General features: G+C 46.2%; 6 protein-coding genes. 3 read left to right on the top strand and 3 right to left on the bottom strand.

All coding sequences use genetic code 11. The features are described from left to right. Positions 1-39: 39 nt before the first annotated feature. The 3 genes from B5J94_RS11445 to B5J94_RS14255 all read right to left on the bottom strand — a co-directional run bounded on the left by B5J94_RS11445 (position 40) and on the right by B5J94_RS14255 (position 5,217). Positions 40-840 (bottom strand): RNA methyltransferase, encoded by an 801-nt coding sequence (locus B5J94_RS11445; protein ID WP_062498905.1) that lies wholly within the window; start codon positions 838-840, stop codon positions 40-42. A 22-nt stretch (positions 841-862) separates the two neighbouring features. Then, the gene (gene dnaE / locus B5J94_RS11440; protein WP_062498906.1) at positions 863-4,657 is read right to left on the bottom strand and encodes a DNA polymerase III subunit alpha; all 3,795 of its coding nucleotides are present in this window, start codon (positions 4,655-4,657) and stop codon (positions 863-865) included. A gap of 395 nt (positions 4,658-5,052) precedes the next feature. Continuing rightward, positions 5,053-5,217 carry a hypothetical protein gene (locus tag B5J94_RS14255; protein WP_156471046.1) on the bottom strand — a complete coding sequence of 55 codons (165 nt, stop codon included), beginning with the start codon at positions 5,215-5,217 and terminating at the stop codon, positions 5,053-5,055. A gap of 300 nt (positions 5,218-5,517) precedes the next feature. Here B5J94_RS14255 and B5J94_RS11435 point away from each other — a divergent pair, with 300 nt between their 5' ends. From B5J94_RS11435 to recD, 3 genes are all read left to right on the top strand, one after another. Continuing rightward, positions 5,518-9,795, top strand: a complete 4,278-nt coding sequence (locus tag B5J94_RS11435) for an exodeoxyribonuclease V subunit gamma (RefSeq protein WP_062498907.1) — start codon at positions 5,518-5,520, stop codon at positions 9,793-9,795. 157 nt (positions 9,796-9,952) lie between these two features. Beyond that, positions 9,953-13,834 (top strand): UvrD-helicase domain-containing protein, encoded by a 3,882-nt coding sequence (locus B5J94_RS11430; RefSeq protein WP_062498908.1) that lies wholly within the window; start codon positions 9,953-9,955, stop codon positions 13,832-13,834. 145 nt (positions 13,835-13,979) lie between these two features. After that, positions 13,980-16,094, top strand: coding sequence for an exodeoxyribonuclease V subunit alpha (recD, locus tag B5J94_RS11425; protein WP_062498909.1), 2,115 nt, complete (start codon positions 13,980-13,982; stop codon positions 16,092-16,094). Positions 16,095-16,515 lie beyond the last annotated feature (421 nt).

Below are 16,515 nucleotides of genomic sequence, written 5' to 3'. Positions count from 1 at the left end.
TCCTAGCCCATTGCCCAAAAGTGGTAAGTTCGCCAATATTTAGCCAATCTTCTTATCAATCTTTGCCAATAACGCTCGCAGTAGGGCGTATTCTTTTTGGTCAAGTTGCAGGCGAGAAGATAGGCGGGATAAGCGTTTGGGTAGGTCTTTTAGCTCATCATCTCGGGCGAGATTGAGCTTGATGAGTAGGCTTGTGATGGCGTCATCAAGCCCCATTTTTTGGGCGTGGGTGATGGCAGGCTCGTCCCATTCGGTGCGATGATGGATGTTAAGCTGGTATTTGAGATTGTGCTGATTATAATGGGTGTCGTCTTTGGTTTTGTCGCTGTTTTGCTCATCAAAATAGGCATAGAGCGTGCTTGTAATGACTTGCACGGCACTTGCCACGTTAAGCACAGGATAGGCAGAGTTGGCAGGGATTTGTACATGATAATCCGCCAGTGCTAGCTCGTCATTGGTCAGCCCCCTGTCTTCACGTCCAAAGACCAAGGCGACGGTTGCATGGGGGTTTTTAGCCAAAAAATCATGGCATAGCACCGCACACTCATTTGGTGTGATGACAGGCTTGGGTAGATGGCGAGTGCGTGCCGATGCCATGACAATCAAGGCGTGTGGCGATAATGCAGTCTCGATGGTGTCGGCGATGATGGCATTATCTAGGACGGACGCGCCACCAGCAGCATTGGCGTGACTGGTCTCATCAATGGGTAGGCGGGGGGCGACCACGGTCAAGTGGGACAGTCCCATGGTGTGCATGGCACGAGCTGCCGAGCCGATATTGGCAGGCAGGGTTGTATTAACCATGATGGTGTGAATGCGGTTTAGGGGGGTGTTTGGCATGTCAATTCAACTAAATCAGGGCTTATTTCACCACCAAATCCGACCCAAAGGTGTATCTTAGGCGGTTTAGGTTGTTGTCAGATGGATATAGGCGAAAACGGTCATTCGTCAACACTTTACAGATACTGCATTCATCGTACAGATACAGCGACACCGGCAGACAGCCGTCAGGGGTGTTGCCATTTGCGTCAATGATGGCTCCCCCATCTTCGGTCGTTGTTTCGGATTTGATGAATCTGTCAATCTCATCAGGGTTGGGCGGGACGTTCTCTTTTAGCAGGCTGGTCAGTACCGACAGTCGCTCGGTGTCGTGGCTGTGCAGTTTGACGTGCAAGCCGTCCAACGATTTTAGGCGAGACTCGATGATGTTCTTGCCCCCTTGTAGGCGAGCGAACACCCGTCCGTCATTTTCGCTAACGCTAATGCGAGCGATGAGAATCACGCCGTTTAGGTTGTTTAGCTGTTCCCAGTCTTTTTTGTCAATCTTTGCCAATGTTTGCATATTTAGACGTTTGGGATTGAAGTTTTTGTCTTCTTTGGCAAGATGGGCGTATTTTTGGCTTAGGACGGCATTTAGGCTGATGTTGCTTTCAAGCAGGGGCGAGATACGTTGGTATTTGTCCATATAACAGCTCAGCTCCAAGCGACAACTGCCGTCATCTAAGGTGATGGCGACACGGTTGCCAAAGTTTGCCACGTCTATCACCAGTCCTGCCACTAAGGCAAATTTACCATAGCCTGTCTCGGACACTTCGCTTAGGTTTTTGACGTTGGTATAGCGAGGCAATTCATCACGATAAGCATCCATGGGATGACCTGTCAGATACAGTCCTAACGTGTCTTTCTCGCCACGCAGGCGAGTTTGGTCGCCCCAGATGATGTCAGGCAAGGGCGGAGCGACGGACAGACCCTCATCTACTTCGGCAAATAAGTCAAACGTACCTGCTTCGCTGTTTAGTCGGTTTTGGTGAGCCACTTCCATGGCTTGGGGGAGTTGTTCCCAGAGTCCGCCACGGATTTGGTAGGATAAGTTTTTGCCATGAATGTCAAGCAGTTCGGGACGTAGCACGCCTGCTAGGTCATCAAAACAGCCAGCATTGATGAGAGCTTCCAAGGCACGTTTGCCGACTTTTTTGGTGTCCACACGGTTACAAAAATCGTATAAATCCTTAAAAGCCCCTTCGCTTCTTGCCTTGACGATACTGGCGACCGCGTCTTCGCCCACGCCTTTGACTGCTCCTAGTCCATAGATGATGGTTTTGGGGTCACGAGCGACGAAGTGAAATTGGCTGTGATTGACCGATGGCGGTAGCACTTCTAAGTCAAAGTTATCCTTGCAGTCGCTGATTAAAAAGACCACGGTATCGGTGTCGTCCATCTCCGATGTCAGTACCGCCGCCATGAACTCGGCAGGGTAGTAATGTTTTAGATAAGCGGTTTGGTAGGCAAGCACGCCATAGGCTGCCGAGTGCGATTTGTTAAACCCATAGCCTGCAAATTTCTCCACAAGTTCAAAAATCTTAATGGCAAGCTCACCATCCACGCCAAGTCCTATCGCCCCTTCTTCGAACACCGATCGCTGAGCTGCCATCTCTTCGGGCTTTTTCTTGCCCATGGCACGTCTTAGCATGTCCGCTCCGCCTAGGGTGTAGCCTGCTAAGGTCTGGGCGATTTGCATGACTTGTTCTTGATAGACGATGACCCCATAAGTCGGCTCCAAGGCAGGTTTTAGCCAGTCGTGTTGATATTGGGGGTCAGGGTAGGCGACTTCTTGTATGCCGTGTTTGCGGTCGATAAAATCCGACACCATCCCCGTCTCCAAAGGGCCGGGGCGGTACAAGGCACACATGGCGATGACGTCTTCGATGTTGGACGGTTTTAACTGTTTTAGGTATTTTTTCATGCCCGAGCTTTCAAGCTGGAATACTGCCGTGGTGTTGCCATTTTGCAGGACATGCTCATACACCGCCGTGTCATCTAGGGGCAATTCATCTAGGTCAATGGGGTCAAGCCCTTCTCTGGCAAGGCGTTCATCGATGTTGTTAATGGCGGATTTGATGACGGTCAGGTTTCTAAGCCCCAAAAAGTCAAACTTCACCAGTCCGACCGCTTCGACATCATCTTTATCATACTGACTGACAAAATGCCCTTCATCATCGGCATAAATGGCACTAAAATCACTGATACGATTCGGGGCGATGAGTACGCCCCCTGCGTGCTTGCCGACGTTACGGGTCATGCCTTCAAGTTTTTGTGCCATCTCCCAAATCTCAACCGCCTGTTCGTGGTCTTGGGTGTCGGCATTGGTGAGCAAATCTTTTAACAAAGGCTCTTCTTTGACCGCGTCATCAAGCGAGATACCGGGGGTTTTGGGGATGAGTTTGGAGATTTTATCGGCAAGACCATATGATTTGCCCTGCACCCGTGCCACGTCTCGCACCACCGCCCTTGCCGCCATTGTACCGAAGGTGATGATTTGTGAGACCGCCATTCGCCCATAAGTATCGGCAACATAAGCGATGACACGGTCTCGCCCTTCGATACAAAAGTCCACATCAAAGTCAGGCATGCTGACACGCTCAGGGTTTAAGAATCTCTCAAAAAGCAAATCATACCGCAAAGGGTCTAAGTCAGTGATGTTTAGGCTATATGCCACAAGCGAGCCTGCCCCCGAGCCACGACCCGGCCCGACAGGCACGCCATTTTCTTTTGCCCAGCGGATAAAGTCCATCACGATGAGAAAATAGCCGGGAAAGCCCATTTTTAAGATGATGTCCACTTCAAATTCAAGGCGTTCATCATAAGGTTCTCGCACGTCCGCCCAGCTCTCGTCTCGGCTCTCGGGCGGATGGAGTTTATCTAGTCGTCTGTTTAGCCCATCTTCGGATGTCTTGCGGAAAAACTCTTCTTCGGTCATGCCTTCGGGTATGGGAAAGGCGGGCAAAAAGTTTTTGCCAAGGGTGAGCGTGACGTTACAGCGAGACGCCAACAGGGCGGTGTTTTCGATGACTTGGGGGATGTCAGCAAACAACGCACTCATCTCGCTTTGGGTTTTAAAATACTGCAACTCACTATAAATGCGGGGGCGTGTGGTGTCCGCCAACACATAGCCACTGGCGATACACACACGAGCTTCGTGAGCGTCAAAGTCCGTGCTGGCGGTGTCTTCTTTGCCTTGACTGCGGACACTGGCGTTCATAAAACGCACGTCATTATGAGCGATGATAGGCACGCCAAATCTCGCCCCTGCCATGATGATGTCACGGTTTAGGTCGTCATCATGGACGTGGGTGCGTTTGACCGCCAAATACAGACGGTCGCCAAAGGCTTGTTGCCATGTGCCTATCGCATTCATCCCCCCACGCAAGGCGGACGTTATCTCCGAGCGGTGCGTGAGTATGGCGATAATCCCTGCGTTCTTGGCAGGGTCGAACAAATCCCGCTTTAACACAATGGGTGTGCTGACTGTTACTTTACCGTTCTCGCCCATGGGTCGGTTGGTGTAGCTGTCCGAGACTAGGCGTAGGATGTTTTGGTAGCCGTCGTTGTTCATGGCGTAGAGTATGACGCTAAAACTCTCATGTTCGGCAGTCGCACTAAAATCATCACCCGTGATGACCTCTGTGCCAAGCAAGGGCTTGATACTAGCACCAAGGCAGGCTTTGTAGAACTTGACTAGGGCAAAGGTGTTTTTAAAATCGGCAATGCCTAGGGCGGTCTGTCCGTCATCCACGGCACGTTTGACCAGCTCTTTGATTTTAACGATAGAATCAACAATGGCGTATTCGGTACGCACACCCAAATGCACAAATGACATAAATTCGCTCTGTTTTTAATTTTTAAAATGGGTTTGGGAAAATAATTGGTAAAATAAATAATTGGTAAAATAAAAGGTTATTGGCTGTTAAATGGTTTTTAAAAGTTAAATGGTTTACCCCATTCTCAACTTTATGTAAGTGGTTGATTTATCAAGGGCGAATTGCAATTCGCCCTACAACCCAAAAAATAATCATTGAAAAATCAATAATTTATAACTTTAAGTTGAGATTGAAGTATGGCTTTTAAAATTTCATGTTTAAAATAAGTCGTGTTTATGTATGGTATTTTGGTAAATTTGTTGGAAAAACATATTTAAAAAGATAACTGATTGATTTTAAAAAATTATCGTAGGTCAAATTGCATTTTCCCCCGAAAAATTTGTTTAATACACCATCACAACGCCACAGGTATGGGGTTAATCTCTTGGCTGTTTTGATAAAAGCCTACGCCCAGCGACACCACAAACAGCAATACAAACACCGCCAAGACACCCAACACGGCTTTTTTAAGATAAGGATAGCATTTGGAGCAGGCGTGTTTGATGTCGGATTTTTTCATGATATGAATCAATGGATTGGGATTTGTGTTGATACACCCAAAAACTTCAAAATTACCACAAACGCAATGGTGTTTGGATGTAGGGGCGTGCTGAGCACGCCTATAAAAATGACAACATTAAAGGATGTGTGGAGCCAATCCCCGTGGTAAATATCAGGTTTGTTGGGTGTAAATTGTCAATAATTGCTTAAATGGGGTTATTATAACATGGAAAATTTGCCAAAATCACGGTAAAATTAAGGAAATTTTTCGGGGTTATCCCAGTCATCATCTTATCATCAATACCGAGCTGATTTGTCCATGTTTCACATCATCCAGTCCAATAACACCGACCGTCTTGTGGGTCATTTGATTGATTTTTATCAAAAAAATAACGCAGAAGATGACCTTGCCCATCTGATTTTTACCCCGTTTACCGTCATCGTGCCGTCCATGGTGTTAGGCGACTGGCTGACCAAGACTGTGGCGAGCCGTGTGGGCATTAGCACGCTGTTTACCGCCCAGTTTTGGGGCAAATACCAGTGGGACATGATGAAAAAGGTGTTGGAGTTAGATGCACAGGCACATCCCCATGACGCTCTGTCCGTGCCAGAAGTGGCGGTTTTGTCCGCGTCCATCATGCGTTGGCGGATTTTTGGCTTTGTGATGAGCGAGTTTGAAAAAAATGCCCAACTGCTTGATGATACGGCTCATCCGCTTTATTTTTTGATAAAACCTTTGTATGATGACGACACGAATAGCCTGCCCGAGACTCGGCTGTGGCAGGCGTGCGATGAGTTATCACGCCTGTATGTGCGGTATTTGACCCATCGTCCCGAGTGGCTTCATGACTGGGCAAATGGCGTGTCGCTCACCGATACCGTCAAGCAGATGATGAGCGAGAAAGAGCGACTGGATAAAGCCTTTGGGGTGATACAACCGAGCAACGACAGTGATGATATAGCAGGCGATACAGCCAATAATGACAAGTCTGATGATAAAACCAATGACAGCGACATGCCTGAATGGCTCATAGAGCATTATTTGGATTTGGAGCGACTGCTTGGCTATCTGTGGCAACAGCTTTTTGGCGAGACGTATCGTTATCGCTTGGCACTAGAAGAGCGTTTTTGGCAGGTGCTGTCAGGCAAGCGAGACGGCACTGCTAACAACGCCAATCATACCAATAACGAAACTTTGTCCATGCGTGCCATACAAGCTCTGCCCAAAGCTCTGTATCTGTTTACCGTGCAACAAATCCCCAAAGTGGAGCTTGATTTTTTAAAACAGTTGTCTTTGTATCTAGATGTGGTGTTACTGCACTTTAACCCATCGATGATGTTTTGGGCGGACATCGTGGACAGACAATGGCTAAAAACTCAGCAAATCATCCGTCCGCACATGGTCTATCTCAAAGACTACGGGCATGGACTGCTGTCGCGACTGGGCAAAGAGTCCCGAGATACCTTTGCCATGCTTGCCGACCTATCAGGGGGCGACAGTCACGCCACATGGCAGGTGCGTTGGCAGGATGATTTTGATGAGTCCGTGCCTGACGGTGGCACACTGCCGAACCTGCTACAAGGCTTAAAGGCGGACATTCTCATGCTAAACCATGATAAGGACGTCCATGAGCAGGCAGGCGGGCAAGTCGTGGCGACTCTGCTCGATGATGAGCTATTTGCCCATGCTGATGACGTGGCAGATGATATGCTCATGCAAAAAGTCCGCCCCAAGATACCGCTTGGGCTAGACATCGGGGCGGACATGGGCAGTCTCTCCATTCACGCCTGCCACAGCCTAAAACGCCAATTGGAGCTGTCTCGGCTCATGATAGCCAAATATCTCAATGATAACCCCGAGCGAAGTCTTGCTGATGTGGTCGTGCTACTGCCTGACATCGTCAGTAGCGAAGACATCATTCGCTCGGTGTTCCCTGACGGACGGGGGGCGGACGGGCTGACCTTGCCTATCAAAATCACAGGCACGCCTGATAAGAACATTGATGAGCTGATAGGGGCTATCATGGGTTTTTATACCTTGCTTGGTGAACCGACCAGTCGGTTTTATGCTGATGAAGTCTATGAGTGGCTACTGACCCCTGCGTTATATGAGAGCTTTGGGCTGTCGTTTGATGAGATGAGACGGGGCGTGGAACTACTAAGGCAGGCAGGGTTTAGACGGGGTTTTGATGAAAGGCACTTATCGGCGACATTGCACGCTGATGACAGCGATTATCGTTATACGTTTAGCCATGCCTTAGACCGTTTGGTGTTGGGGCTATTGACCTCGACCAAAACCCCAAGCCGTGCCTTACATCCCTTTGTGTGGCGTGCAGGGGCGTTTGGTGAAGCAAGCCTACCGCTCATGGGCGTAAGTCTGGGCGACGAGCCTGTGATTCATGCCTTGACCGCCATCCATGCGGGGCTATCTACCAACCGCCAACAGCTCACTGCCGTGGACAGCGTGGAGCGACTTTTGAACCACATCGAGCATGACGTCATCAACCGCTACTTTGGGCATTGGCATGACAGCGTTGCCATGCGGGCGATTTTTAACACCAAAAACGCCATGATGAGTAGCCTGCGAGCGAATCGCTATTATCATCGCCATCTGACCGTGGGGCAGGAGCAGGTCGGCAGTGTGGCAAGTGCTGATGACATTCGCCTGTCGATGAAGTTCGTATTGGAGAGCCTGTCCGAGACAGTCAAGGCACAGGCGATTAGTGCCGAGCCATCAGAAGTCATTACCTTTGCCCGCTTTGGGGCGGTGCGGAGTATTCCTTTTGGTTTGACGGTCATGCTGGACATGAATTTGGCGTCCTTTCCACGCCAAGACAGGGCGGTGCGACTTGATTTGATGCGTGCAGGGGTGCGACGACTGGGCGACCGCTATAACGAAGATGATGATAATGGGGCGTTTTTGGATGCCTTGCTATGCACCAAAGATGCGTGTTTGATTTTTTATCAAGGACTAAGCAGTGACGGCAAAACCAAGCTGTTACCTGCGTCTGTCGTGGGAGAGCTGATAGAGTTTTTAAAAACCGAAGCTCAGTGGCGAGCTGACGGCATGAATGATTGGCAGACGGATGTAGAGACAGAGACAGACGACATGAATGATGACATTACCATGCTCATCAATCAGCTCATGCCTGCCCTAGTCGAAGATTATCTCATCACTTACCATAGCCCGACATTCTTTGACAAGGCGGTGTATTATCATGATGACCATCAGATAACCCCTGCCGATGACATGGCAGGACAGCTCAAAGCACACCTAACAGCGAGACTGACCGCTCTAAAACACCGCCAAAAACAAGCCCTGCCCCCACCACAGCTGTGGCAAGACATCCGCCACACCCTAGACAGCCCAGTCGCCACGCCACAGCCATCATCGCTTATCATGGATGATAAGGCAGTGCAGGAGTTAGCAGACTGGCTTGGGCAGTCTTTGGCTTGCCCAGATGATAAGGCACTTGCCCATCATATCAAGGCGATGTGCGAGCATTATGAGCTGACCTTGCCGACACACATGCAGGCAGGCGAGCTTATCGGTCGCTTTAAAAACCTAAGCAAAACCTACCTACATGACAAAGTCAAGATTGACAAAGAACGCACCCCCGATGAGCAAAACGAGCCGTTGAGCTTAGACTCATTGGCTAATTATCACATGAATGAGCTGTTCATTCGTGGGGCACAGTTTGGGCTGTTTGACACGCAGACGGGCGATGAGTCATTTCGGCAGGTGCTAGACACCATGAGTAGGGCAGGCGACCATCGCCATAATGACGCCATCTTTGCCATGCAGTCGCTGTATTATGGCGACCGACTGCCAGCAGGGCAGTTACGCTTATCCACGCCTGATGAGTATTTTACCCAGCTCAAAGACGACCTTGGCGAGTTTGGCAATACGCTAGATACACTCAGGCAGGATGAGCGTTATGCCAAGGCATTAGGTACTGGGGGCGGTGTGCTAAGCACCACTTCTGAACAAAGTGCCCCACTCATCTGTGATGACATCCACATTGACATCACTGCCAGTCTGCCGACCAATGACACATCTGACCTATCTAACACACCTGACACATCATGGCGAACCATCTTACCAAACACCGCCCGAGCTGAGCATTTGTTCCGTTTTTTTGTTCATCATCTGTTATGGCAGATGACGGGCGATGATGATAAATTTAGCCTGTGGCAATACCGTAAGGCAGGCGGGGACACTCATCTGTCGGGGCGGACATTTGCCATCGGGGGCATTGACACACGCACCGCCAAAGCCCATATTCTAAACCTAATCGTATTGGCACAGCTTGCCAAACGTGAGCTGATTGTCATGACGCACCGAGACGCTTTGGCGTACATCGCCCGTAGTCAGACAGATGATGTAAAAATCACGCCTAAGCTGTTTGAAAAATGGATAGGGTATGAATATAGTGATATTTATGAAACCGACAGTCGCCATGAGACATGGCAGTTGGCATTACAAGGGGCTGACCCCTACAAAGCCCTGACGACATATCTACCCTTAGCGTTGCCACTGTATCAGCTGATGTTTGGCTCGCTGATTGCTGTTGATAAGTTAAATGAAAAAAGGTAATAGTTTAAAAGGTATGCCAAACTCGGTTTTCCGTTCGCCCTGAGCCATGCCTGCGGGTAGGAAAACCGTCATGGGCAGGCATGGCTCACCATGAACGGTTTTCTTATTAGCATACTTTTTGAACCAAAATTAATGAAAAAAGTGATAAGGACAATAAATGACAACCCAATCCCACATCCCTGCCATTGCTTGCACGCTCAGTAATGGCTATTTGATAGAAGCGTCCGCAGGCACGGGCAAGACATGGACATTGACCGGCATTATTTTACGGCTATTGATAGAGAAAAAATACGCCCCCGAGCGTATTATTGCCACGACCTTCACACGAGCGTCCGCCAGCGAAATGCAAGAGCGGATACAGGCTCGTATCAGTAGTTTTTATCGCTATGTCTCTTGGCTAAACGGGCAAAAGGCAGCTCATGCCCACTGGTTTTATCACGCCCAAGATATGGACGGCGATACCGTCAGAGACATCAATGAGACATGGGGGCAGATAGTAGAGCAGGCAGGCGTGGCAGGCATTGCCGACCATGATGACCCGATTAATGAGCATTTGATAAAACAGCTCATCACAGACAGCGACCCCAACGCCTTGACGTTGGCGATTCGGCGGTGTTCACTCCTGCTTGCGACGTTGGATAAGCTGTTTGTGGGAACGCTTGACAGTCTTGCCCAAAAGTGGCTCAAAGAATTTGCCGACCAAATCGGCTATCAGATGAATACCGAGCTTAGCACGAGCAGCAATGAGCTAACCCATGCATTCATTCATGACGCCCTACGCCGTGAGCATGTGCGAGTGGCTCAGTTGCCACTGTATGCACTCATTGACAAGGCGGTGTTTAGTGATATAGGTTCGGCACATCAAGCGGTTACCGTGGCGTTGAATTTCTATGACGCTCCCATCGATACCATGGCAAGTGTGGATGACTATTTGGCGATGTTGGATAAACGGCTAATGTCTGTCTTTGAGGTTATATCGGTCTTTGAGCCGTTTTATGAGCTTGATTATATGCTGGCATTTGGGTTTAAAAATGTCGGTACAGCCATCAAAGAGTTTGGACGTTTAAAAAACATCATGGAAATGATAAAAATCCATCATTTAGATTTTGTGAATCATATCAGTGATGAAGATAAAAGTTTTTTGGATAAGTTAGAAGATATTAAAAAAGAAACAAATTTTAAAAAAGGCTTTGAAGATAACAAACAAGCCTTTCTTGCTTTGCCGCTGGATAAATTATTCATCATCCGTGAAACAGTAACTGCCATCAAGGAAATTGCTGATTATTATAAATCCTATTTATATCAAACCATCGCCAAGGACGTGCGGGTATTATTAAAAAGCACCTTAGAGCGTCAGCACAAAAGCACCTTTACTTTTCAAATGGTGCGACTCATCGAAGCCTTAGAGCATAGCCCTGAGCTGGCAAGGCACATTCGCCATCATTATCCTGTGGCACTCATTGATGAATCCCAAGACATTAATGGACTGCAAAAACGCTTAATAGAGCTTGTTTATTTGGATTATTTTAAAGAAAGGCGAGACAAAGGCAAATCTAGCACGGGATTTTTATTATTGGTTGGCGACCCCAAGCAGGCGATTTATCGTTTTCGGGGTGGGGATGTTGCCAATTATAACAGCATTAAACATTATGGACAGACCGATATATTACCGCCTTTATTAAACAGCGAGCTGACACTCACAACCAACCGCCGTTCTAATGGCGAGTTAATCGACAGTTTAAATCATTGGTTCGCTCATCAAGATATCGCCCATAATCCTGCTTATCTGGGCGACGGCATTTATTATCAGTCCATCACCGCCCATAAAGAGCAGAGTTTATTATCATGGCAATATTTAAATAAGTCAGCATTGCCTGATTATTTGGGGCATAAGCCATTAACATTATTGTATTTGCCTTATAAAAAAGATGATGACAATAAAAAGCTGGATAAATACCAATACATCGCCCATCATATCAATAGCTTATTGCAAGGCGGACATACCCTTGATGATAAAAAAATCAAACCTGATGACATTGCGGTATTGGCACGCACCAAAAAAGATTTGGCACAACTAAAAAAACAGTTGGATAAATTAGGCATTCCATCAATTTCTCCCAATGACATTAATGTTTTTACCACAGAGTCGGCAAAAGATTTATATGCCCTGCTTACTGCCATGATAAGCCAAGAGCGAGAGATTTTAGGGCGACTTTTTATTACCCAATTATTTGGTTATGAGTTAAGAGAGGTTACTGATTTATTAAATGATGAACAAGTCGCCCAGTCCGTTGTTTTTTATTTAAAAGAATGCCATCAGCGGTTTTTAAAATATGGCATTGCCAGTGCTTTGACTTATGCTTTATTACACCATCCGTTATCCGATGATAATCTGTGGCAAACATCTGCTAAGGCAGGCGAGCGATATTTGGCGGATTTGTGGCAACTGACCGAACTGATAGGGCGAGAATATACCCATCAGGATAATAATGAGATAAAACTCATGAATTGGCTTGCTGATAAAATGACAGGACAAGATGATAATGAAGATTATCAACGGATAATATTGCCAAGCGAGTCGGGCGTGAATCTCATGACCATTCACAAATCAAAAGGTTTGGAATTTCCCATTGTCTATGTCATGAATTTGGATGACCCTGCCACAAGTAAGAACCAGAAAGACATGTTTTATGCTTATAGTGATGAGCGATATAACCGCCGTATATCGCCCATCAAAGATAAAGTGGCTGATAACGAGATAATAAGCAATTATTATAAAACCAAACAAAACCAAGAATTGCTTGATGAGCGTTTGCGAGTGGGTTATGTGGCATTGACCCGAGCGTCAGAGCAGACTTTTGTGGTCGGGCAGGATTTATATAATGCTGGTCAAATAGATGAGCGACCATTGTTTTTATGGTTTGATTGTAAACAGAAAGATATCATATTGCCCGAGCGATTGACGCAACAACCGACAAAAAAAGTGGATGTCATTAATTTGGCAAAATCAAAACAGCTGATAACCGATAACCATCAAGGCGATGATGTGGTATTGACCCCGATACATTATCAGCCGTGGCAGGAGGTATTTGCCAAGGCGTATTTTTATGGGGCGTCCAAGACCAGTGCCACGGCATTGATGAGTGTGTTTAATAAACCATCGGTCATGGATGATGATAATGCCATTGATGATGAGATAACCATCATCCCACAAATGGCGACGCCCATGGATGATATTATCCCTTATCCTGAGAATGACATTCGCCCATTATTTGAAAAAGGCGTGAATGCAGGAACGTTTTTACATCATTTATTACAATTTATCGACCCCAATGATAAAAACAACATCAGCAGTCGCATTGATGATGAGATTCGCCAATTAAACTTTGCCCACGCTTATCACAGCACTCATGGCGATATATCGCATGAGCAAAATGATGAATTAGCTAATCAGGCTGTATTAAACCATCATCAAGCATTGATAGAATGGCTGTATGACATTAGCCATATACCATTTTTATCATCAAAGGTGAGTTTGAGTGCATTAGCCCCCAATCGCCTTGCCAAAGAAATGTCTTTTACCCTAAGATTGACCGAGTCTTTTAATATCAATGAGCTAAATGAGATATTTAAAACGCACAGCGACAAAGAGATAATACTCACCGAGCAAAACCCATCTGCTTATTATAAATATCTCAATGGCGAAATGGATTTGGTTTATGAACATCAAGGCAAGTTTTATGTTGTGGATTATAAATCCAACTTTATTGGCGAGAGTCTGTCGCATTATCGCCGTGAATCATTAGAATCCGCCATGAATAAAGCAGGCTATTGGCTCCAAGCGTGTGTATATCAAGTGGCATTGCACCGTTTATTAAAATTACGCATAAAAGACTATGTCGGGTGTGAAGAGCAGTATTTGGGAGCGGTGGAATTTGTCTTTTTGCGGGGTGTGGATAAACATGACCCGGCTTTGGGGCATATTGCTTGGCAAGTGCCATTACCACTTATTTATGCGTTAGACAAATTATTTGGCTAAATTATTTGACTAAGTGATTTGGTCAAGTTTTTATATTTGATTAAGTGATTTTAAGTTTTTAAATAATTTAATTGCATAATTTGGCTAAACAACCAATTAATATATTATTTATTTTAAAATAAACCGCTAAGATAAAAGGAAATCCATGAATACCCCCTATCAAAACAACATCGCCCAATATCTCACCAGACGCATGCAGGATAATGCTCAGTGGTATCATAAGACAGGGCGTATTGATGATTTTGTATTTAATACGGCTGATGAGACGATATTTTGTTTGATTCATTTTGTCATCAGTCAGTTATTGCATGACGGGCATACGGTGTTAATATTAAATAAGCATGATGATATTAATAATACCCAAAATACCGCCCATGATAAATTAAGCCCGTGGCAGTTGTCAGTATTACATCCTGTGATGTCATTGATTGGCGATAAAGTGGGCGATGATTTAGATTTTAATGCCATTTTTGGGCGTATTGATGAATTATCAAATGACAAAACGACGTTGGCTCATTATATTCATCACACCCAACATGACCTAAAAGAGCGGTATTATCAGCATAGCATTATCACCAAAAGCCACAGCCATCAGTCAGATGAGCAGGTGGTGACACAGCTTGGCGAGCTGATGATTTGTGCGTTGCGTTTTTATTATCTGACGAGTATCACGCTGGGGCGGGATTTTGATGAGTTTATCAAGCGATTGCATGCCAATCCTTTCTTTGTTCATGGCGATGATGAGCGACCAGATAGGGCGGTGGTGTTTTATCATGATGATGACACGCTGTATCTATGGCTTGGTCGCAGTTATCAGGCGGAGCGTGAGCTGTTATCCGCTATCCATGAGATTCGCCACAGTCCCATACATGCCCTAGATTTGCCCATCAACCTATCGCTAAATCCTGAGCAGCAGCAAGCCATCAGGCAGGTGGCGAGTGAGCCATTTAGTATCATCACGGGCGGGCCGGGGACGGGCAAGACTTTTACGGTCGCACAGATTGTACTGGCGTTGCACCACGCCGTATCAGATATGGGCGGGGAGCTGAGTCTGGCACTGGTCGCCCCTACGGGCAAGGCGTCACAGCGGATGGCGGAGTCACTTCAAAATGCACTTTCGGGCAGTCAGAGCCACATCGTCCTGCCTGAGCCGATGACCATTCATCGCCTACTTGGCATTGGCATGAGTGGCATGCCCCGCTACCATGCGTCAAACCCACTGCCTTATGAGTTGATTATCGTAGATGAAGCGTCCATGCTGGGCACGGAGCTGGCACGTCATCTACTCTGTGCCGTCAAGCGTGGGGCTAGGATTATCCTGCTTGGCGACGCTCATCAGCTCTCGGCGGTGGACGCAGGGGCGGTGTTGGCGGATTTGTGTCGCATACCGAGCTTGATGACGACACGCACGCATTTGGTCGTATCCAACCGTTTTTCTAAGGATTCGGGCATTGGGCGTTTGGCACAGCTTGTCAATCAACCAGAGAACATCGCCTTTGACAAGCTCATCGCACTCATTCATAAAGAGAGTCATCTGTCATGGACGGACATTGCCTTTTTAACAGCACAGCCGTCATTTTTGCGACAGCAATTTTATAAAAACATCGCTGATGAATATATGACATCTGACGGCTTTTTTGCTTTAACCAAAACATTAAAAAAACAGTTTGCCACATATAACGATGATGAAAAACAAAAACAGCTAAAAACATTAAATGAGCGGTTTAACCAATATCGTATTTTGACCGCATCACATATTGGCAGTTGTGGCGATGAGCTGATTAATGGCTTTATTGAATCGCTACACCGTGAATATTTAAAACTAGCCACGGTAAAATCGCCTTGGTATCATGGTCGCCCTGTGATGATATTAAAAAATCGCTATGATTTGGGGTTGTTTAATGGTGATATTGGCATTTGTTTGCAAAGTGGTAAACGGGGTCATGAATTGTCGGTGTATTTTGGTGATTCGGTAAAAGGCTTGCCGATTAATATGCTAGACGGTGATATTGCCACAACCGCCTATGCGATGACCGTGCATAAATCACAGGGGTCAGAATTTGAAAAAGTCGCTGTGGTCTTTAATGATGATAATGAGCGTTTGTTATCCAAGGAGCTGATTTATACCGCCATTACCCGTGCCAAAACCAAAGTGGCGATATACAGCACCGAGCAGGCATTATTAAAAGCGGTCAATACCCCGACAATCCGCCAAACAGGATTATTAGTGCATGATGACATAAAAAGTGGGGTGGATTAACAATAGGTTTTTAAAAATAAACTTCCTGCAAAACCAGTTTTCCGTTCGCCCTGAGCCATGCCTGCGGGTGGCGGAAAACCGTCATGGGTAGGCATGGCTCACCACGAACGGTTTTCTTTAATTCAGGGTTTTGCAGGAAGTCTAATATTAAATATAAAAATTTAAGTTAAATTCAAATTGTCAAATTTAAATGATTGATTTGAAAAAATAAAAACATTGGGATGAATATTTACCCCAATGTTTTTGGGGCGTGCCTACCATTGATAACATTTTTATAAAAGTAAGATGAAAATTTAACGTTTTAAATCAATTTTTGCATGAAAAATGGCTATCCGACCACTTAATTGTGTAAATTTTTAAGATTTTAACTTAATTTTAAAATTAAGTGGTCGGATTGTTTTTTACAATAGACCCCTTTCCA

Origin of the sequence: Moraxella lacunata, from assembly GCF_002027545.1 — a bacterium.
Taxonomy (GTDB): Bacteria; Pseudomonadota; Gammaproteobacteria; order Pseudomonadales; family Moraxellaceae; genus Moraxella; species Moraxella lacunata.
Note: the sequence above shows the minus strand (reverse complement) of the source record. Positions and strands in the feature narration are given on the sequence as shown.